At 44.1% G+C, this 20,423-nt stretch carries 18 protein-coding genes; 4 read left to right on the forward strand and 14 right to left on the reverse strand.

All coding sequences use genetic code 11. The features are described from left to right. Positions 1 to 188: hypothetical protein (locus AB5123_RS11850; RefSeq protein WP_278961945.1), on the forward strand; the 188-nt coding region annotated here is incomplete at its 5' end. Positions 189 to 251: 63 nt separating this feature from the next. Here the strand turns inward: AB5123_RS11850 and AB5123_RS11855 are convergent. The 9 genes from AB5123_RS11855 to leuC all read right to left on the reverse strand — a co-directional run bounded on the left by AB5123_RS11855 (position 252) and on the right by leuC (position 8,908). Further along, complete coding sequence (locus AB5123_RS11855; protein ID WP_368364859.1) at positions 252 to 1,406, reverse strand: AI-2E family transporter; 1,155 nt, start codon at positions 1,404 to 1,406, stop codon at positions 252 to 254. Positions 1,407 to 1,463: 57 nt separating this feature from the next. Beyond that, positions 1,464 to 2,042: a hypothetical protein gene (locus AB5123_RS11860; protein WP_368364860.1), complete on the reverse strand. Its 579-nt coding sequence runs from the start codon at positions 2,040 to 2,042 to the stop codon at positions 1,464 to 1,466. A 26-nt stretch (positions 2,043 to 2,068) separates the two neighbouring features. Then, positions 2,069 to 3,760 carry a biosynthetic-type acetolactate synthase large subunit gene (gene ilvB / locus AB5123_RS11865; protein WP_329963329.1) on the reverse strand — a complete coding sequence of 564 codons (1,692 nt, stop codon included), beginning with the start codon at positions 3,758 to 3,760 and terminating at the stop codon, positions 2,069 to 2,071. A gap of 65 nt (positions 3,761 to 3,825) precedes the next feature. Continuing rightward, on the reverse strand, positions 3,826 to 4,791 hold the full coding sequence (locus tag AB5123_RS11870) for a PP2C family serine/threonine-protein phosphatase (RefSeq protein WP_038670844.1): 966 nt from the start codon (positions 4,789 to 4,791) through the stop codon (positions 3,826 to 3,828). A gap of 34 nt (positions 4,792 to 4,825) precedes the next feature. Next, on the reverse strand, positions 4,826 to 5,908 hold the full coding sequence (gene leuB, locus AB5123_RS11875) for a 3-isopropylmalate dehydrogenase (protein WP_038670842.1): 1,083 nt from the start codon (positions 5,906 to 5,908) through the stop codon (positions 4,826 to 4,828). 1 nt (position 5,909) lies between these two features. After that, a complete protein-coding gene (locus AB5123_RS11880) occupies positions 5,910 to 6,584 on the reverse strand; it encodes a hypothetical protein (protein ID WP_337812320.1) in 675 nt (224 codons plus the stop codon). Positions 6,585 to 6,657: 73 nt separating this feature from the next. Then, positions 6,658 to 7,137: a 3-isopropylmalate dehydratase small subunit gene (gene leuD, locus AB5123_RS11885; RefSeq protein ID WP_022288466.1), complete on the reverse strand. Its 480-nt coding sequence runs from the start codon at positions 7,135 to 7,137 to the stop codon at positions 6,658 to 6,660. 27 nt (positions 7,138 to 7,164) lie between these two features. After that, positions 7,165 to 7,554, reverse strand: coding sequence for a hypothetical protein (locus AB5123_RS11890; RefSeq protein WP_022288467.1), 390 nt, complete (start codon positions 7,552 to 7,554; stop codon positions 7,165 to 7,167). Between the two features lie 91 nt (positions 7,555 to 7,645). After that, positions 7,646 to 8,908: a 3-isopropylmalate dehydratase large subunit gene (gene leuC / locus AB5123_RS11895; protein WP_038670838.1), complete on the reverse strand. Its 1,263-nt coding sequence runs from the start codon at positions 8,906 to 8,908 to the stop codon at positions 7,646 to 7,648. A gap of 362 nt (positions 8,909 to 9,270) precedes the next feature. Here leuC and AB5123_RS11900 point away from each other — a divergent pair, with 362 nt between their 5' ends. Then, positions 9,271 to 9,444, forward strand: a complete 174-nt coding sequence (locus AB5123_RS11900) for a hypothetical protein (RefSeq protein WP_022288469.1) — start codon at positions 9,271 to 9,273, stop codon at positions 9,442 to 9,444. Positions 9,445 to 9,496: 52 nt separating this feature from the next. On the opposite strand, the gene AB5123_RS11905 is transcribed toward AB5123_RS11900, so the two are convergent. Beyond that, entirely contained in the window at positions 9,497 to 11,242 is a 1,746-nt protein-coding gene (locus AB5123_RS11905; protein WP_242989247.1) for an SH3 domain-containing protein, read from the reverse strand. Positions 11,243 to 11,737: 495 nt separating this feature from the next. Between AB5123_RS11905 and AB5123_RS11910 the strand changes: the two genes are divergently transcribed. Then, entirely contained in the window at positions 11,738 to 13,255 is a 1,518-nt protein-coding gene (locus AB5123_RS11910; protein WP_368364861.1) for a hypothetical protein, read from the forward strand. A 99-nt stretch (positions 13,256 to 13,354) separates the two neighbouring features. On the opposite strand, the gene AB5123_RS11915 is transcribed toward AB5123_RS11910, so the two are convergent. Continuing rightward, positions 13,355 to 15,106, reverse strand: a complete 1,752-nt coding sequence (locus AB5123_RS11915; RefSeq protein ID WP_278945992.1) for a helix-turn-helix transcriptional regulator — start codon at positions 15,104 to 15,106, stop codon at positions 13,355 to 13,357. A gap of 255 nt (positions 15,107 to 15,361) precedes the next feature. Between AB5123_RS11915 and AB5123_RS11920 the strand changes: the two genes are divergently transcribed. After that, on the forward strand, positions 15,362 to 17,899 hold the full coding sequence (locus tag AB5123_RS11920) for an InlB B-repeat-containing protein (RefSeq protein WP_337812322.1): 2,538 nt from the start codon (positions 15,362 to 15,364) through the stop codon (positions 17,897 to 17,899). Positions 17,900 to 17,966: 67 nt separating this feature from the next. Here the strand turns inward: AB5123_RS11920 and AB5123_RS11925 are convergent, their stop codons facing one another. The 3 genes from AB5123_RS11925 to AB5123_RS11935 are packed head-to-tail and all read right to left on the reverse strand — an operon-like array spanning position 17,967 to position 20,253. Beyond that, positions 17,967 to 18,839, reverse strand: a complete 873-nt coding sequence (locus AB5123_RS11925) for a DegV family protein (protein WP_022288473.1) — start codon at positions 18,837 to 18,839, stop codon at positions 17,967 to 17,969. A gap of 28 nt (positions 18,840 to 18,867) precedes the next feature. Further along, positions 18,868 to 19,374 (reverse strand): tRNA (cytidine(34)-2'-O)-methyltransferase, encoded by a 507-nt coding sequence (locus tag AB5123_RS11930; RefSeq protein ID WP_022288474.1) that lies wholly within the window; start codon positions 19,372 to 19,374, stop codon positions 18,868 to 18,870. 21 nt (positions 19,375 to 19,395) lie between these two features. Beyond that, positions 19,396 to 20,253: a pyridoxamine kinase gene (locus AB5123_RS11935; protein ID WP_038670828.1), complete on the reverse strand. Its 858-nt coding sequence runs from the start codon at positions 20,251 to 20,253 to the stop codon at positions 19,396 to 19,398. Between the last annotated feature and the right edge of the window lie 170 nt (positions 20,254 to 20,423).

The raw sequence follows: 20,423 nt of genomic DNA on the forward strand, positions 1-20,423 counted from the left end.
GTGATATATTAAAACCCGTGGGCTTCCATATCGAGGAAATCCACGGGCTTTGTTGCGCTTTTTTTTACAGCGCCTTTTTTTTGTGTCGAAAAACTATAATAAATGGGCGACCTGAGGTCGCCCCTACATATAACAACGTATTTACATTAATTGTAGGGGACGGCGCCCTCGACGTCCCGCTTATTTAGGATGTTGTCAATAAGCTCAAGTTTGCACGAAATTGTGCAAACTTTTTTGTACGGACTATTTTATTATGATATATCCTCCACCTTGACAGCTCTCTTTTCATTTCTGTAGTTGACTACCTCTCCAAAAGTGCAGTATATAACAGAGAACACAGGAACAGCAATGAACATTCCGAATATGCCAAAGAGGTTTCCGCCTATGGTGATAGCGAAAAGTGTCCATAGTGACGGCAGACCAACCGAGTTTCCTACCACCTTTGGATAGATAAGATTGCCCTCAATAGCCTGAATAATGAACATGAACAACAAAAACAGCACAGCCTGCTTGAAATCCGTCACGCATATAAGCAGGAAGCCCACCACATAGCCAAGAAAAGCTCCCACAATAGGGATAAGTGCAGTGCAGGCAACGAGTATGGCAATAAGCACCGCATTCGGGAAACGGAAGATAGCCATACCAATACCGCAAAGGGAGCCGAGGATAAGGGCTTCCGTGGTCTGACCCACAAGAAAGTTCGCAAAAGTGTCGATAGAGCGACGGCATATACGGCTTATGCGGTCGGTGATACGATTGCTGAGAAAAGCACAGCTTATGCGCTTGCACAGGTCTTTGAGCCGCTCTTTTGCGGCAAGCATATAGACCGCAAAGCAAATTCCCAAGAAGAAGTTCACAAGACCTGAGAAAAGATCTGTCACAAAGCTTACTGTTGAACTGAGTGTGTTCAAGATCACAACGCCGTCTTTAAGCCAGCTTGTAACCTTATCGATAATATCAGCAGTGCTTATATTCATTCTGTCAAGCCACCCTGCTATCTCAGGGGAATTGTTGAGCTTGTTGGAAATATTTGAAATAAGCACAGGGATATCGTCTGAAAGCTGAGAGAAAGTCTTTATGAGTGCAGGGATAATAAGCCAGCACACAAGTGCCACAACGCCTAGACAAAGCAGAAAGGTCAGCACTATCGAGCATGGTCTTTTCAGCGTTTCCACAGTTTTAGCATATTTCTCTTTTTTAGGCTTCTTAAAAAGCCTTTTTTCAATGCCTGACATTGGCACATTCAGGATAAATGCGATTATACAGCCCAATATAACAGGCTTCAAGACCCCGATCATTACGCCCAGAAGTCTAAAAAACTTGTCATAGTTGGTCAATCCCCAAAAAAGCACTACGCCAAGAACCACAAGGGCTGCATTTTCTTTGAATTTTTTTGTAAATTTCATTAGTTTCTCCTTACAAAAACGAGCTGTACAGCCTTTGCCGTACAGCTCTCAAATCGCTTAGAAATTTGTGTTAAGGCTGAGATACTGTCCGCTCTGATAGAGATAGATCAGATATACCACAGACGCATAGATAGTTACAACAAGCACCACCAATGTTGTAAATGCGGCGAGAATGTTCAGTATCGGGATAAACGCCACAACAAGGCACACTGCCATGACAATAAGGCAGGTCTTGTTTACATTCCACACATGGTCGCCCTTATTTGCAAGTCCGTAATTCTTCATGTCCCTGAGCAGATCGCCTGTTGATTTGCAGATATAGTAAAGCACCGCTATGTTCATTACATTGCCAGCAAAACTCAAAACACTTGATATCGCAGTATTGTCGATAAATGTGTCAACTATTGAAAAGATAAGATCAGCCAATGTGAAAACAAGAGCTGTCTGATAACCATTATGGTCTTTTGAAGCTTCAAGTATTCCCCATACGTTGAAAATAGTTGCGGCTATGGTACAAGTCATCACAAGAAGTGTGCCTATCCCAGGTATAAAAGCAAGCGGAACTCCAATAACACCTATGATCTTTGCCAGAAACACCTTTTTGATACCGCTTGCGGCATTTGGATATTTTACCATTTTATTACCCCCTATAATTAGATCTCTTAATCAAGTTCGATATTCATTATCGGCTGTGAAACGTCTGCGCCGGCAGGTACCATTGGAAGAACGTTTATATCCTTGTTGATGATAACGTCCACAAGGCAAGGCTTACCGCATTTGAGCGCCTTTTCAAGCATTGGCTTTATCTCGGACTTCTTTGTTATCCTTACGCCCTCAACGCCAAATGCGTCGGCAAGCTTCATAAGGTCTGTTCCTCTTTCAATGTTAGTCTGAGAAAATCTCTTGCCGTAGAAAAGTCTTTGCCACTGTCTTACCATTCCGAGAACGTCGTTCTCGAAAACAAGCTCAACAAGCGGTATCTTATGCTTTGCAAGTGAAGAAAGCTCGTTGCAGTTCATGAAGAAGCTTCCGTCGCCTGCGATGTTTACGACTGTTCTGTCAGGGTTGCCCACCTTTGCGCCCATTCCTGCGCCAAAGCCGTAGCCCATTGTACCAAGTCCGCCGCTTGAAGCAAAGCTTCTTGGACACTTGAAGTTATAATACTGTGCAGCCCACATCTGATGCTGACCGACTTCTGTGGCGATGATAGCCTTGCCGTCTGTAAGTCTGTCAAGCTCCTCGATAACGTCCTGCGGAAGTACCTCGTCCTCGCTCTCGATAGGCACCATTCTCAGTGCATACTGCTTTTTCCAATCCATAACAGTATTCATCCAAGCCTCGTGCTCCATATCAGGAAGCAGCTCGCAAAGCTTTGCAAGGATATACTTAACGTCTCCAGTAACATGGCTGTAAACGTCGATATTCTTGCCTATCTCGGCAGGGTCTATATCAATATGTATGATCTTCTTATCCTTTGCAAATGTCTTAGCGTTGCAAAGAACTCTGTCGGAAAATCTCGAACCAAGAACTATCATAAGGTCACATTCGCTGAGCGTCATAGCGGCTGTCTTTGTGCCGTGCATACCAAGCATACCGATATAGCAGTCCTTAGTATTGTCAAGTGCGCACTGACCCATAAGTGACAATGAAACAGGTGCGTCCACTTTTCTTGCGAACTCAGCCATTTCTTCTGTTGCGTCAGCAGAAACAACTCCGCCGCCTGCGTAGATAAAAGGCTTCTCAGCATTCTTTATAAGCTCTGCCGCAGCAGCTATCTCCTCGTTTATGCCCTTAGGATTATGATTTACTACCTTCTTAGGCTCTTTCTTCTCATAGACCATAAGTGCGCCTGTGATATCCTTTGGTATATCTATAAGAACAGGACCCTTTCTGCCCTCGTTTGCAATATAGAAAGCTTCTCTGATAATGTCAGCAAGCTCCGCAGGGTCTTTCACAATGTAGTTATGCTTTGTGATAGGCATTGTTATCCCGCAGATATCTACCTCCTGAAAAGAGTCAAGACCAAGCAGATCTCTTGTTACGTTTCCTGTGATAGCCACCATAGGGATAGAATCCATATAAGCTGTGGCGATACCTGTTACAAGGTTCGTAGCACCCGGACCTGAAGTTGCGATAACAACGCCAGTTCTGCCTGTTGTTCTTGAATATCCGTCAGCCGCATGGCAGGCAGCCTGCTCATGGGCGGTGATAACATGGTGTATCTTATCTGAATATTTATACAGCGAGTCATATATGTTTAGAACTGCTCCGCCCGGATAGCCGAACACTGTATCGACGCCCTGCTCCAGCAAACATTCAATTATAACGTCTGAGCCACGTAACTCTTTCAACATTTTTTATTTCCTCCAAATTACAAAATACATCTAAGATCATAAAAATATATCAATATATGATTATACTATATCTGCTTTAAAAAGTCAATACTTTCATTCATTTGGCTCATAAGCTCGTCCACCGTATCAGAGAAAAGCTTTGCCTGCTCGTCAGGCTTCTTTTCCTCTACAGCTTCCGCCTTTTCAGGCTTCTTACTTTCAAGCATATCCTGCACGCTCACTGTCTTTTCCACAGCCTTTTTTGCTGTGAGCGTTTTAAGCTCATGATCGTCAAGATAAGGTTTTATGCCCACAACGGAAACATTGTCAGTTCCGCCGTTTGTGAGGGCAAGCTCCATTATAGCGCCTAGCTTTTCAGAAACAGAAAGGTCAAGACCAAGGCCCACCACCATTTCTTCCTCAGAAACGTAATCCGACACGCCGTCTGACACTATGATTATCATATCGTCAGGTTCTTTGCCAAAATCAGCCACCAACGGTGTTTGTGCCACATCAGGTTCATTGAGAGTGCTGCCGATAGAAGATATTATGGCATTCTGATACTGTGGCTCAAGCTCTGACACATCTTCTATCCTGCCATGCTCATACATATATCGTGCATAGGATTGGTCAACAGATATCTGTCTGATAGTGCCGTTCACATAGCGGTACATTCTGCTGTCGCCAACGTTTATGCACATTGCTCTGCTTTCCTCGTCCACTGCAAGGCAACACAGGGTGGTCTGCATATTTGCAGCGTTTTCAGCCCTTACGCCCTGCTTTTTTATTTTGTTGTGAACATCGATAAGCGTTCTTTTCATATCCACCCCTGAATTATATTCAAGAATGGAAAGATGCCTTAAACAAAGCTCCGAGGCGACCTCTCCTGCATTTTCTCCACCAACGCCGTCGCAAACGGCTGCAATAAAAGGAGCAGCGACAGTTGATTCATAGCTGCCGCTGTTGATGACCTCGTGGTCTATTAAAATGCAGTCCTCATTCTGTTCACGGTAATTTCCCTTGTCTGTTATTCCGTAAATATAATAATACATTTATTATCACCGTCTGAAAACTGGTATCGTGCTGTTATATCATATCTGCAACAAGACTGCCCATTTCCTTACAGCCAACGAGCTTCATGTCCTCTGACATGATATCCCCTGTTCTGTAGCCTGCTTCAAGGACTTTCTTGACAGCATTGTCGATAGCGTCTGCTTCCTTATCCATATCGAAAGAAAATCTCAGAAGCATTGAAGCTGAAAGTATAGTAGCGATAGGATTAGCCTTATCCTGTCCTGCGATATCAGGTGCAGAGCCGTGGCTAGGCTCATACATACCGAACTTTGTGTCGTTCAGTGAAGCGGAAGCCAGCATACCAAGTGAGCCTGATATCATTGCAGCCTCGTCAGAAAGGATATCACCGAACATATTCTCTGTAAGGATAACGTCAAACTGCTTAGGATCTCTTACAAGCTGCATTGCGCAGTTGTCAACGAGCATATGCTCAAGCTCGACCTCAGGATAATCCTTAGCTACCTCGTTTACTACCTTTCTCCAAAGTCTTGAAGAATCAAGAACGTTAGCCTTATCAACGCTTGTAACTTTCTTTCTTCTCTTCATGGCGATGTCAAAGCCACGGATAGCAATTCTTCTTATCTCGTTCTCGTTATATGTAAGAGTATCAACGGCAGTTTCAACGCCGTCAACGTTCTCTGTCTTTCTCGCACCAAAATACAGACCGCCTGTAAGCTCTCTCATTATCATCATGTCGAAGCCGTCGCCGATTATATCGTCCTTAAGGGGGCAAGCTTCTCTAAGCTCAGGATAAAGATTTGCAGGACGCAGGTTAGCGAACAGACCAAGCTCTTTTCTTATTTTCAGGAGTCCGGCTTCAGGCCTGAGGTTCGGAGCAAGCTTATACCATGGTGAAGTGGAAGTATTTCCGCCGATAGAGCCAAGCAGAACTGCGTCTGAGTTCTTTGCTATCTCGACAGCCTCGTCTGTAAGCGGAACGCCATATTTATCTATAGAACAGCCGCCCATAAGGATATCAGTATAAACAAACTTATGACCGAACTTTTCAGCAACCTTGTCGAGGACCTTCTGTGCTTCTGTTACTATTTCAGGACCTATCCCGTCGCCCTTTATAACTGTTATTTTCTTTTCCATGTTATTTTTCCTCCTCAGAATTTAAAGTCGAAACGCTTATCTCGCAGGAATAGCTCTGCTTTTCGGCTGTCATGAACAAAATGCCTGTATAGACCGAACACTCGCCGTCAATAAGCTTCTTTTTGCAATAATCGTCAGCAGCCATGCCTTTGAGCTGATACTGCATATAACTGTCCGCCGTATCAGTGCCGTCAAAGTTCACCTGACTATAGTCTATCTCCTCGCCATCCATATAATATGACCAGTAGTAAGACAAACCGTCAGAGCCTTTGACCTTTATGCTGTTGGGTGAAACAGTGCTGTCTATGCTTGCTTCGTCTATATTCGCCCAAAGTCCGTTGAAAGTGGAAAATCCAGCACCATTTATCTCAGGCTTATTGCAGGCAAAGGTCTTTGTTGTAACGCCTTTTTTATCGGTCTTTTCGTTCTTTTCCACAAGCACTATACTGCTGTTTGAAGCAGTTCCCCTTGCAAAACTGCCGCCAAGCTTTCTGTTTATCTCTGCAGAGCTTAGGGTCAGGTCTATCTTGCTGCCGTCCACCATTACCATAAAAGGCAGAAAATCCTTGCTGCTGTATTCAAATTTATTACTGCTCTCCTCTTTTTTCGAGCAGCCTGCGCTGCACACCAGCATTCCCCCTGCTGCAAGTGCCGCAAATAGCTTTTTAGCTTTCATAGCTTCACCCCTTCATAGAAACAGTTCAAGGGCGACCCCTTTTGAGAGATCCCCCTTAAAGCTTCAAAATATCTTATTTAAGTGAGTTAAGAAGACCATTGCTGTTGATGATATTGATAAGAAACTCAGGGAACGACTGACCCTGATAGGTCTCATTCTTGGTCTTGTTTGTAATAACGCCACTGTCGAAATCTATCTCCACCTCGTCACCGTTATCTATCTTCTCAGCAGCTTCCTCGCACTCGATGATAGGAAGTCCGATATTTATAGCGTTTCTGTAGAATATTCTTGCGAATGTCTTTGCTATAACGCAGGATATCCCGCTCGCCTTGATAGCAGCAGGCGCATGCTCTCTTGATGAACCGCAGCCGAAATTGCTCTTTGCTACCATTATATCGCCCTTCTGAACGTTCTTTGCAAAGTCAACGTCAATATCCTCCATGCAATGCTGTGCAAGCTCCTGCATATCAGGTGTGTTGAGGTATCTTGCAGGGATAATAACGTCTGTGTCTACGTTATCCCCGTATTTATGTACTTTTCCGCAAGCTTTCATTATGAAAACCCCTTTCGTCAAACTTTATCAGCCCTGCTTGAACTCTGACGAATGGAATATATTTTCTCCTATCGCCTGTTTTCTAAGCTCTTCATATATCTTTTCAAGATACGGGCCGTCTATAGTATCCTTGTTTCTTGTAATAAAATAGCAGATCTTTACCTTGTGGAACATTCCCTCTTTAACGAGAGCATACACAGGTGTACCCCCGATATTGGAGGTATAAAAGGTATTGAAGCCCTTCTTGTCAATAAGAGCCTGCGTCATTTCCACGGTAAATGTATTTTTGTCATGGAGTTCCTGAATGATCTCGTCAGCCTTCTCCTCACGCTGATAGTCATTTAGTGAAGTTCCGTACTTCTTTGTAACAATACTAAGAAGTATATCGGAGAATATTTCCCTAAGATAATTTTTCATCTGTTCTCGCTCCCAAGTCGTATATGCGGTCATGCCGCATATCAATTATTCCCCCAACGCAAGATCTGTCAGCTGATTTTCTCCCCGAATATCACATAACTTCCGACGGCTGTGAGATCTTGCCTGTCACAGCTGAAGCGGCGGCAACGTAAGGTGAAGCCAGATAAACCTCTGATTCTGGGTGACCCATACGTCCCACGAAATTTCTGTTTGTTGTTGCAACGGCTCTTTCGCCCTTTGCAAGAATACCCATATGTCCGCCAAGACATGGACCGCAGGTAGGTGTAGAAACCGCACAGCCTGCATTTATGAATATCTCCAGCAGACCCTCTTTCATGGCCTGCATATATACCTTCTGTGTGGCAGGGATAACGATACATCTAACGTTCTTTGCCACCTTTTTGCCGTCAAGTATCTCAGCGGCACATCTCAGATCCTCTATCCTGCCGTTCGTACATGAGCCGATAACAACCTGATCTATCTTGACCTCCGGGATATCGTCAAATGTTCTTGCGTTCTCAGGCAGATGCGGAAAAGCGACTGTAGGCTTTATCTGGCTGAGGTCAATAGTGTATTCAGCCTCATACTCAGCGTCATCATCAGCCTTGTATATCTTATACTCTCTGTCTACCTTATCCTTGATGTAATCAAGTGTAACATCGTCAACTGCAAATATGCCGTTCTTAGCACCTGCTTCGATAGCCATGTTAGCCATGCAAAGCCTGTCCTCCATGGAAAGGTTTTTCAGACCCTCGCCTGAAAATTCCATAGACTTGTAAAGTGCGCCGTCAACGCCTATCATGCCTATTATATGAAGTATAACGTCCTTAGCGGCACTATACTTTGGAAGCTTGCCTACGATATTGAACTTGATAGCGGCAGGGACTTTGAACCAAGTCTTTCCCTTTGCCATGCCTGCGCACATATCTGTTGAGCCGATACCTGTTGAGAATGCGCCAAGTGCACCATATGTACAAGTATGTGAGTCAGCACCGATAACGCAGTCGCCCGGAGCGACAAGTCCTTTTTCAGGAAGCAGAGCGTGTTCAATGCCCATATCGCCAACGTCGAAATAATTCTTTATGTCATACTTTGAAGCAAAATCACGGCAGGTCTTGCACTGTGTAGCGGATTTGATATCCTTGTTAGGTGCAAAGTGATCCATGACCATTGTGACCTTATTCTTATCGAAAACATCTGTAAAGCCCGCTTTATTGAACTCGTTGATAGCCACAGGGGACGTAACGTCGTTGCCGAGAACCAGGTCAAGGTTCGCCATTATAAGCTGACCTGCCTTGACTTCGTCAAGACCTGCGTGGGCTGCCAGAATTTTCTGAGTCATTGTCATACCCATTTAATATTACTCCTTACTATCAGATCTCAGAGTTTACCAAGATCCTTTATTTTTTATACCCATTTATTATACCACTATTTTGATGTTAATGCAAATACATATTTATTATATATCTATGAATAATATTTATACTAAACGTTTGAGATAGGAACATATCTCTTTTACTTTTACATATAAATTGCAAAAATTTTAATCACATTTTGTACAATAGCACTACACATCAACTGAAATATCCTTCACAACATCACAAAATACGAACATTCACGGGAAAATACCGTCAGTCCTCTTGACTTCATTTGCATGGCATAGCTGTTCTCTTACTGCGAAAAATAATATTACAAAGAAAAAAGGAGGAAACAGCAATGAAGATGAAGTCAATGATAACAGGCGTTTCAATGGCGATAGCCGCAGGAACAGTGGCTTATGCAGTCACAGAGGCGACATCAAGCGAAAAGAAAATGCTCAAAAGCCGCACAGGACGTGCTATCAGAGCTATCGGTGACGTAATGGACGGCATTTCAATGATGATGAAATAGCCCTCATGCAGGAGCGTACCATGGTGGTAACGCTCCTGTTTTTTTGCATTTTTTAACTCTGACTTATCTTTTTCAGCAGCGTAAGAGCGTCAATAACATCGACCTTTCCATCACCGTTCATATCCGCACGCTTTAGCTGAGCGGGATCAAGCTGCGTCTTGCCTGCATTGTAACGCAGCATGAGCAAAGCGTCCACAACTGTCAGATACTTGTCACCATTCACATCTCCCTGCTGCAGAGTCTGTGAAGCGGCTTTTCTTGTTATTTTTATGGTGTATGTCCGTTTCACTCCGCTTGCCGCTGTGCAGGTGACCTTGACAGTGTTTTCGCCGGTTTTAAGGCTTACCTTGCCCTTTCCAGACACCTTTGCGCTTTTGCCCAGCGGATTTGCATTAACAGTAACAGAAGAAACCTCCGCATTGACTTTGGCAGTATAGCTTGCGGTGAACTTATCGAATTTTGGTGAAATGCTTGTGCCTGAAACGCTGAGAGATTTAAGATAATTGTTGTTATCTCCACTGCTTGTAGGCTTTGGGCAAAGTTTATCAGGCATATTGTTGTAAACAGGTATCTTGAACTCCATTGCACTGTTCAAAATATCCTGAGAATAGGCGTTTTTTAGGCTTATTGCTTCATTCGCCTGACCGAAAACGCAGGTCATATACTGGTGGTAATAAAGCCCGTTTCCGCCGTCTACCATATCAAATTTTTGCAGATAAAGGGTATCCTGACCCTTTGTTATGTAGCCTGTGCCTAAGAATATCGAGCCGCCCACTATGGACTTGTACTGATTTGTCCAAGGAAGAAGATAGGTCGGATTAGTAGTCTTTGCATATTTGCAGCCCATTTCTGCGGCTGTCATGGTAGAGGTCGCATAAGCCTGAATGTCAAAGAAGTTGAAATAATTCTCATAGCCTTTCACAGTACCAAGGGATTGCGGCGCACCATTTACGCCCTGCTCGTTCCTGCATCTTGACGCAAGGTGATAAGGTGAAACGCCCGATTTCTTTGCAGCGTCCATAAAGGTCTGCGAATATGTATACTTTTTCTTTGTGTCAGGACAAGTGTAGCTTCGGCTCATAAAAGTGTCTGCAAGAATAGTTTTTACACCGCTTTCCGTCTGATACGAGGGATCATATGACTGATTTTCAAACATGAAAATGTATGTATCGTTGAGAAAATTTCTCGGATCCATATAATACATTATTATCTCTTTTGAAGCCGCCACCCACGAGCCGTCAAGCCCATACCAATAACCGCCGTTAAAATCATATGCACCCTTTTCCATTGACTTCCATGAAGCCAGTGCCGACGAGTGGACAAGGTTTCTGCCCACAACACATTCTTCCTTTAACGCAGTGTTCCAATCCACGCCAAGCTTCTGAGCGGTAAATATCCACTTTGGGTGCTGTTCATGGAGCGTTCGCAGATATGGCTTATAGCTTTCAGGAAAGCCCTGCTTTGTCATATACCTCTCAAAATCAGCGTCAGAACTGCCCTGTGAACCGCTTGATGTTAGCTGAACATATGCCGCCGAAACATAGCCCGTCAAATTGCCGCATGATATCTTATACCATTTCGCACCGCTTGAGTCGGTGGTTTCGGAAAGTATAGTCAGGCTGTCGCCATAGCTTACTGTGCCTGTTTTAGAATAGCCTGTGCCTGCACCGCTGCGAACGTTCAGAACGTCTGCCGTACAGCTTCCCGTCATATTTGCCGCTGAAGCTGTCAAACATGAAGCCGCCATTGACGCTGCAATAGCAAATGACAGGATATATGAAATCATCTTTTTTATCAACTCATTCACCTCAGAAGATATAGGCAATACCGCAACAAGGCACGCCTATGTATAAGTCCTTATTTTTACACACATTGGTTTGTACATTTTTCTGTATCAAGTACAAAACTTCACCCTCATTATAGTACATTTCTCAGGGCTTTGTCAACAGTCTTTTTGATTCATAAAAAATTTACATTTAGCAAAATGCAGGTTTCACTTAAAAGTTACAGATTTATTACAGCCTATTTAGTGGCTTTGCTGTTGATCGGTACATACATATTGTGACGCAAAAGCTCTCATTATAAATATATCCAAAAAAATATGCTTATTTTCGCTGTTTTGACTATTGACGTGTTACTTTATATTGTGATATAATCCTATTACGACAAAGGTAACAGAACTTGTAATATTTTATAATGAAATATTACAAATTAAAGACAAAACAATAGTAAACAAAATTAATCAAGAGCAAAATACTGACAGAAAAACACGATTTTGCAACGGAGGTATCAAATGAAAAAACTGAAAATAAACAAGGTGGCGCTGTCGGTGGCAACAGCGTTTCTTATGCTCACGAGCATTGTTTCCACGGTGGCTAGTGCATCAGGCGGAAACGAGATAAAGCTCACAAGCGACAAGAACTTTGCAAAGGCAGGCGACAGCATAAACGTAAAAGCGAGCCTTGAGCCTGATAAAACAGGCGTTGCAGGCTTCACTATAGACCTGCATTATGACCCGTCAAAGGTAACAGTATATGTGCCGACCGATGAGGAGAGCGAGAGTACATACAATGTGGGAAGCAAATTCTCTGTTATAACCAACTATGTTGCTTCATCAGGCACTATAAAAATAGTCGGTGCAAACCTTACAGGTTCTAACATAAAGGACAGAACAGACCTTGCCCTTGCGACTTTCAAGGTAAAGGACGGCGTAACAGGCAAGATAAACTATTGGGTAGAGGTTGAAACGATGGTGGCGGAAGCTGACGGTGGATACAAGTCAGTTTCATACTCAGCACCTACAGCGGGTTCACCGCTCACTGTCAGTGCAGGGGAGGAGATCACAACAACTCCTGCCACGACCACTACGACTGCTTCATCTAAGGCTGAAGCTACTACAACTACATCAAAGTCGACCACAACTACAACGACGACTACAGCAAAGACTACGACCAAGTCCGAAGCGACTACCACAACTACGGCTAAGTCTGAGAAAGTTACAACAACTACAACAAAGCCTGTTGAAACCACCACAACCACAACATCTGCACAGCCTGAGTCCGAACCGCTTTTCACACACAAGCAGGGTGACGCTGACTTCAACAGCGAAACTTCCCTTCAGTTCGGTTTCAAGCTTTCTGACTACATAACAGACTATTCACAGCATTACAATGTAAAGGTCAACGTAAAGTCATCAGGCAACGCAAGCGGTGCAGTCGGTGCGTTGGTAGACGGAAGCTGGTCTGCACAGAGTACGAAGCTCACAGGTGGCGAGGAAGCACAGTGGATATACTCAGATCTTGACCCTTCAAGAACAAGCGACGAGGTTTTCGTACAGCTTTATTACTTAAAGGCAAATGCAGATTTTCAGATAGCTTCCGTGGAAGTAACGCCTGTCAAGGAAGCAGTTAACACATCAGCCGTTACAAAGGTCACAGCGGCAGAACCAAAGCCTGCTGACGATACAACGACCACAACTACTACAACAGCAAGCACAGAGCCAAAGGCTGACGAAAACACACAGCCTGAAAGCACCACCACAACAGCAGCCAGACAGCCTGCAGATGTCGGTGCGGCTGTTACTACAGTAAGCGAGGACGACAGTTCGCAGGAGCTTACAGGATCACAGGCAACAGAAAAGATACAGCAGATAGTTGACGAGGCCTCATCGCAGGCTGACAGCTCAAAAGTAAATCCGTCAACAGGCGTTGAAATGACAAAGAACATTCTTACTGTCATTGCCGCAGGATATGTTATTTTTGCGATATTTGCATTTATCTTCAACAGATTTGCCGCAAAGGACGAAGAATAATAACCGAATATATTTCTTTTGGCTATAAAAACGGACGTTTCCATCGGAAGCGTCCGTTTTTTCGTCAGGAACACCAAGGGGATAGTATGATCCTGCATTTTATTGATCTTCTATAACAGGCGGAATGAAATTCTCTAAGGCGCTGAGAAGCTTCGGGTGTCGTATAACAAAATGTATAGCAGGCGCGTTTCCCTTTGATATCATCGCCCACTGACCTACATGGATCAGTATTTGCAAATTGCAGAAGGTCTGCCGCTTAGCATATTTAAGGCTATAGTTTTCATGTGTCTGTGCATAGCGTTCTGTGCTTTTTAAATGTGCAGAATAATCATCATAGCTGTAAAGAACATCACTGTCACAGAATACACCCGACAGGTCAAGGGCATGTGGACGTGTTTCAAATTCCTCTCGGGAAAGACAGCATATCTCATCTTCTATGGTCATGGTTTCCAGTATGCTCTCAACTCGCTTTTTACGCTCGCTGACATAAGCTTTTATATCTCTGCCCCAGCGGTCGTCAATGCCGTTTCTGTCAAGTATACTATTGAGCAGGTCATTATCCATAGTATAAACAGGCAGAGCAGATAAAATACTCCTGCGCCCGCCACGTCTGTAAGAGTCGGCAGTGAGAAAATCGCTGAAATCTTTTTCCCTGTCACTTCGGTATATCTCCATAAGCGGGCAGGCGTTTGAAAGCAGATCATTGGCACGTTTACGATAATATCCAAGCTCCTTTTTGGACTTGGTCAGATAATATCTGCCATCGCTGTGAAAGCCTGCCACGGCTTCCCCTGAAAGAGCCGCCGCACCTGATACCTTCAGCAAATGCAAAAAAGCATTATTCTGTACGTTTTTCAAATAGTAAGGCGCTATCTGCCCCGTCATATACATCGGTATCCAGCTTTCAAGGCCAAGCATCATATCATCTAAGGAGCGGTCAAGATTATGTATCTGACAAAGGTGCAGACCCTTTTTAAGCATCAGAGCCATACCGAACATCCACTTCTTCGGAAATTCGGGATCATCAGCCATTTCCTTCATAGGCATATCACTGTACATTATCACAGGCTCATTAGAACGTGACAAGACTGTGGCTTTCAGAAAATCAAGCTCACTTTCCATCATTTCCTTGATGCCAAAATAACTTTTTGACACAGGAAGCTGAAAAGGCAATGCCGGTACTTTCATTTCATCAAAACGTATCGCCTTTATGTATTCGTTCAGGTCAAACTCATCAAGCTTATCAAGAAACTTTTCAATTCCACCGCTTTTTATCTCTCTGCTCTGTCTGGCATGATCGCTGAACAGCCATTTGCATATCACTTCATAACGCTGTGACACATCCTCTATATCACTTTCATTACAGCCCACAAGCTGTGCGACCGCTGATATCTCTGTGGGAGTTCTAAGCTCCCTTGCAGTAAAGCCTGCTATTGCGGCGACAAAGCGTTCAGGGTCGGCAGGCTTTCTAGTACCGTTCCGTATACGGAAAACGGTGGAAACATCATAATTTATCTCCTTGCACATACGCTTGATGTTTATATCAAGGGCTGAGATAAGGGTATTGAAATTTTGCCGCATAGACTCTCTGTCGGCAGGTATGATATCTTCACAGTCAAGAAAGGCTCTTTTTATGTTCTCCCTTGTCATATCGCCATAGCCTTTTTCCCTTGCCACAGCCTCAAGAGCGTTGCAAAGCCCGTCAAACGCCACAGTGTCTATCTCAGGTATTCTCTCTCCGCTTCTGTATCTGCTAAATGTTGAGGGAGATATCCCTGACAACTCACAAAGCTCCTTTGCCGTGCAGGAAAGCTGTTCTATATACTTACCAAGCTGTTCGCAAAACTTCATTTTAACGATTCCTCCCGCTGTCATATGGTATTACGTTAATTATATATCATATTTATCAAAAAAGGAAGTCCCCCACGATATATAATTTCAGAATTGGCATATGACTATTATGAAATAAATCACAAATTTATTCATAGATTTGTTATAATGTGATAAAGGATATCACAGTAGGGAAAATACAATGTAATGGAGGTGTGCTTATAGGATAGTAGCGAACATGAGAAAAAAATATAATATCAAAAGGAGATGTATATTATGAAAAAACGATCACTGCAAGGGAGAATAACCGCTTTTATCCTTACCCTATGTTTGGCAGCACCACAAATGTCTATGTTGACATTTGCTGAAAATTCTACAGTCAGTAATGAAACGGAACTGAAGTCGGCATTGGAAAATACGGAATTTGCAGAGATCAAGTTGGGCGGAAACATTGAGACCACCTGGGAACTAGATGTGGAGCGCACTGTTACTCTTGATCTCAACGGATATACCCTGAGCTGCAGCTCGACAGATGAGGATATAATTCGGGTGCGCAGCAGCGGAAACCTAACAGTAAAGGACAGCGGCACCAATGGCAAGATCGATGGGCAGAACAAGAACTGCGGATTTGAAGTCAAGGGCGGAACGCTTACTCTAGAGAGCGGCAGTATCGTAAATTGCACAGATGCCGACGGAGACGGCGGCGCAGTGGATGTATCCAACACTGGTGTAACGGAAACTCCGGTCAAGTACGGCAAGTTCGTTATGAACGGCGGTACTATTAAGGATTGCAAAGCAGGTGATGACGGCGCTGCTGTAGATATAGGCATGGGCTGCACATTTACAATGAACGACGGTACGATCAGCAACTGTAGAGCGGAGGACGACGGCGGTGCTGTATTTGTCAAGAAGGGCAGCTTCTTCGTGATGAACGGCGGAACGATCGAAAATTGCTCTGCATACAATAACGGCGGTGCAGTGAACATATACGAAAATGGCAGCTTCACCATGACCGGCGGCACAATTAAGGACTGCAAGGTAGACTTGGGAGGTCTCGGCAATGCAGTATATGGCAAAAACAATACGGCGATCGTTGTCATTTCTGGAGGTACGATCGAGAACTGTGGTGTATTTCCATGGTCTTTTGATGAGTTCACAGTGACTTTTGATTCAGACGGCGGAAGTGCAGTGTCAGAGCAAAAGGTATTGAATACTTCTGCGATCGAGCCAAATGAACCGAAGAGGAACGGCTATGATTTTGCTGGGTGGTATCTAAATGATGCAAAGTATACCTTTGATGCCAAGATCACTGGGAATATTACTCTAAAAGCACATTGGACGCCTGCGGCAACTTTAAGCAGTATTAACATGATCGATATCGAAAACGTGAAGCTCGATTATCAGCCGGGCAATGCCCCGCAGGCATCGGCCAAGCGAACTGGCACTAATCAGGATAAATATGATATTCTCTTTGAACGCTGGGAAAAACAGGAAAAGAACGCCGACGACACCATGCACACGGTTGGCTACTGGTATTCTGATGAAAGCGTTTATTCGGACGACGATGTTCGATTCAATACCTTTGAAAAGGGCGGAAGGTATATATATTCCGTGAAACTTCAGGCAAAGGACGGCTATACCTTCGATCGCAATTTGAAAAATGAAAATGTTACACTGAATGGAGCAAGCCTGCCGTCTAGCGCGTGGGTAATGGTGATGGATGATGGGAAGACCTGCCTCATTCAATATGGAACAGAGCTGCGACCCGGTCAGGCTGTTGAAGAAATCCGACTTGATGCCATTATCAACTTTAATGCCGGAGATAAACCGCTTTTCAGCACCGGTGTCATTGACCCTATCGTTGACACCGATCATCAGCGGTGGGACGCCAATGACGGCAGCGGTTATGGCATTACCTCCAGCGACTACTGGAATGAACGCTATAACGGTAAGCTCATTACGGAATTTGAAGCCGACAAAAGCTATACCTATGGCGTATATTTCAAGATTTCCGATTTGGGCATGGAAGAGGGCTACCGCTTCGATCAGAACACGAAGCTCTATATCAACGGCGAAGAAATCACCCTGACACCCGATCAGATCGATGTGGATGATAGCGGTGAAACCATTTGGTTCAGCAATGTATTGACCATGACGCCGTCCACCGTGAAAGTCATTGACGTGGTGGAGATCAACGATGCCACCGTCAGCTTCAAGAACGGCGACAAACCCGTGTTTACAGGCAATGTGCCAGACGGCGCAAACTATGCGCTCCGAGCTGCGTGGTGGGAGCTTGACAGCAAGACCGGTCTGATCTCTACAGAGCCAGAGTGGGGAAGCGAAATTTATGAAAACAAGATCACCGCTTTTGAAGCCGGAAAGACTTACTATTATGGTGTGTATGTGACGGCTGTTGGCTTTGTTGAGAGTGAAAATAACTCTTACATATTCGGACCAGACACTAAGCTTAAGATAAACGGCGAATTTGTAAATTATAAACGCTATGAAAATGATACGAGCGACGGCTCTGACGGCACCTTGTGGGTCATCACTGACCTTACTATGACGCCAAAGGCAAATGATACAAGCTCTGACAGCAGCGATACAAACTCAGACAGCAAAGACACAAGTTCAAATAACAGTGGCACAAGCACAAACAGCAACTCAAATACAGACAGCAAGACCCCTGCCAAGAACAACGCAGGAAGCACAAACCCTAACACAGGCAATGACCTTGGCGGTATCCTCTTTACTATCCTTATCACAGGAAGCGGACTTGTAGTTGCAGGCAGAAAATCACGCAAAAACAAATAACAACATGAGCTGACAAAAAACGGGCGTTTCAAAGCGAAACGTCCGTCTTTTTATATCCATATCAAATTTACTTGTTCTGTGCCTTAAAGATAACGCCCGTCACCTTTGGACCTGCGTTTATTGCAATTGCCGCACCTATTTGGAAACACTCCACAGGTGGATAGCCCACCTTCTTCGTCATAGCCTGTGCCATTTCGTCCCTGACGCTCTCGTCATTGCCGTAAACGATGCAGTAAGGTGTCTGCGGTATCATTTCCTTTACAGTCAGGTCAAGTATCTTTGGCACAATAGCCTTGTCGCCTCTTACCTTTGTTTCTGTAACGATAGCATGGTCATGTATCCTCATGATAGGTCTAAGACCCATTACCTCGCCCACAAAAGCAGCCGCAGACGGAATCCTTCCTGACTTCTTTGCATATTTGAGTGTATATGGTGCAAAGAAAATAACGCAGTTCTTTATCCAGTCCTCCATAAATGCCACGATATCAGCCGCAGGAACGTCCTTTGTGGCTTTCATTGCGCCCTGAACTACTGCATAACCATACGCTCCTGAGTAGCTCTCGCCGTCTATATTGTATATAGTGAACTTGCCCTTTGCCTCAGGGTGAGCGGAATAAAACTCCTCTGCCGCCATAACAGCGTTGTTGTATGTTGCCGAGCCTTTTGAGTTTATGGTAGTGTTTATAACATCAGTATAGCCCTCGCTGTAGAGCTTCTCAAAAGTTTCCTGATATTCAAAGGCTGTTATCTGCGATGTAACAGGTATGCCGTCAAAATCGTCAAGCATTTTGTAGAATTTCTCGTTGTCGAAATCTATCCTTGATGTGTAGCTGTCATCACCCATTGCCACCTTGAAATTCATTATCTGGATATCCAGCTTCTTTTCAAGCTCCTCAGTGATATCGCTCGCTGAGTCGGTAAGAAATTTTATTTTTGCCATAAATTCACCCTCCGTTTTTTTATTTATTTTATTCGTCCCATGTATATTGCGTCAGCTTGCCCTCTCTGCCAAGGTCGGGATAATTCCACTGTCTTAACACCTCATAGCAGGCTATCGCCACTGAGTTTGAAAGATTAAGGCTTCTGAGCGTTTTCCTCATTGGTATCCTCACACAGCTTTGGGGATTTTCATAAAGCAGTTTTTCAGGCAGACCCTTGTCCTCCCTGCCGAAAATTATATACACTTCCCTATCCTGCGGATAATCCACATCTGAGTGTACCATTCTGCCCTTTGTGGTAAAAAAGTAAAACTCACCACTGTTTTTGGAGAAAAAGTCGTCAAGGTCGTCATACTCATGTATCTCCAGCTTATCCCAGTAATCAAGTCCTGCACGCTTTAGCTTTTTGTCGCTTATCTCAAAGCCGTAAGGCCTCACAAGATGCAGTGCAGCACCTGTCACTGCACAAGTCCTTGAAATATTTCCTGTGTTCTGCGGTATCTGCGGCTCTACAAGCACGATATTAAGTCTGTTCATCTTCGGTAACACTTCCAAATATCACAAATTCGTATAGTCCCTAAGCTCCTGATAGCTTGTGAGCCAAGGAAGCTGACCCTCCAGCATAAGACCGTCTGTCCATGGGGTCTGGTAGCTGTATGTAGTCTTGACAGTAAGCTCTGTGAACGCTGTGGCTCTGTTCATTGCGATAGGCAGGCTGTCACCCTTGAGAAGTCCTCCAATAAGAACACTTGTGAACATATCTCCCGTTCCTGAATAGTGTGCAGGAACATAATCATTCTTTATTTTCCAAAAGCTGTTATTTTCTTTATCATAGCCTACAGTTGACATTCCGCCGTCTGCAAGATTTACGCTTGTGATAACAACGATCTTTGCGCCCTGCTTTGAAAGCCTTACAAGCCATGATTTTATCTCAGAGCTGCGCATTGAAGCCGTAGGATATTCCTCGCCAAGAAGTATAGCCGCCTCTGTGAGGTTAGGCGTGATTATATCCGCCACCTTTACAAGCTCGACCATACGGCTGCAAAGCTCCTTTGTGTAGGTCTTATATGCCTTTCCGCCGTCACCCATAACAGGGTCTACGACCTTCAGGGCATCAGGAAAAGCCTCGAAAAACTCAAGGCAGTGGTCTATCTGCTCGCTTGAAGCTAGAAACCCGCTGTACACACAGTCAAATTTCATATCCATTTTTTTATAGTGTTCCAATGCAGGCTTCATAAAGTCTGTAAGATCTCTCATAACAAACTCGCTGTAGCCCGTGTGTGCCGAAAGCACAGCCGTAGGCACAGGACACACCTGAATACCCATAGCGGAAAGCACAGGTATCACAACTGTTAGCGAACACCGGCCAAGACCTGATATATCCTGAATGGAAACAACCTTTTTACAACCCTGCATAATAAAACCCTCTTAAAAAATACTCATAAGCATTATTATAACATATCCATCAGGATTTTTCAATAGCCCATGGCTTGCCGGCAATATTTTTTTTGTAGTGCTACAATAGATATTGGACAAAATTAAGAAAAAAGAAAAGAGAGATAGACAAAAATCTGATAAAATAAAGT

The organism is Ruminococcus sp. RTP21204st1_B2_RTP21204_210225 (genome assembly GCF_040914135.1).
GTDB lineage: Bacteria > Bacillota > Clostridia > Oscillospirales > Ruminococcaceae > Hominimerdicola > Hominimerdicola aceti.

Coding starts and splice junctions, on each gene's coding strand:
- AB5123_RS11855 (WP_368364859.1), bottom strand. CDS start 1,406: ATGAAATTTACAAAAAAATTCAAAGAAAATGCAGCCCTTGTGGTTCTT.
- AB5123_RS11860 (WP_368364860.1), bottom strand. CDS start 2,042: ATGGTAAAATATCCAAATGCCGCAAGCGGTATCAAAAAGGTGTTTCTG.
- ilvB (WP_329963329.1), bottom strand. CDS start 3,760: ATGTTGAAAGAGTTACGTGGCTCAGACGTTATAATTGAATGTTTGCTG.
- AB5123_RS11870 (WP_038670844.1), bottom strand. CDS start 4,791: ATGTATTATTATATTTACGGAATAACAGACAAGGGAAATTACCGTGAA.
- leuB (WP_038670842.1), bottom strand. CDS start 5,908: ATGGAAAAGAAAATAACAGTTATAAAGGGCGACGGGATAGGTCCTGAA.
- AB5123_RS11880 (WP_337812320.1), bottom strand. CDS start 6,584: ATGAAAGCTAAAAAGCTATTTGCGGCACTTGCAGCAGGGGGAATGCTG.
- leuD (WP_022288466.1), bottom strand. CDS start 7,137: ATGAAAGCTTGCGGAAAAGTACATAAATACGGGGATAACGTAGACACA.
- AB5123_RS11890 (WP_022288467.1), bottom strand. CDS start 7,554: ATGAAAAATTATCTTAGGGAAATATTCTCCGATATACTTCTTAGTATT.
- leuC (WP_038670838.1), bottom strand. CDS start 8,908: ATGGGTATGACAATGACTCAGAAAATTCTGGCAGCCCACGCAGGTCTT.
- AB5123_RS11900 (WP_022288469.1), top strand. CDS start 9,271: ATGAAGATGAAGTCAATGATAACAGGCGTTTCAATGGCGATAGCCGCA.
- AB5123_RS11910 (WP_368364861.1), top strand. CDS start 11,738: ATGAAAAAACTGAAAATAAACAAGGTGGCGCTGTCGGTGGCAACAGCG.
- AB5123_RS11915 (WP_278945992.1), bottom strand. CDS start 15,106: ATGAAGTTTTGCGAACAGCTTGGTAAGTATATAGAACAGCTTTCCTGC.
- AB5123_RS11920 (WP_337812322.1), top strand. CDS start 15,362: ATGAAAAAACGATCACTGCAAGGGAGAATAACCGCTTTTATCCTTACC.
- AB5123_RS11925 (WP_022288473.1), bottom strand. CDS start 18,839: ATGGCAAAAATAAAATTTCTTACCGACTCAGCGAGCGATATCACTGAG.
- AB5123_RS11930 (WP_022288474.1), bottom strand. CDS start 19,374: ATGAACAGACTTAATATCGTGCTTGTAGAGCCGCAGATACCGCAGAAC.
- AB5123_RS11935 (WP_038670828.1), bottom strand. CDS start 20,253: ATGCAGGGTTGTAAAAAGGTTGTTTCCATTCAGGATATATCAGGTCTT.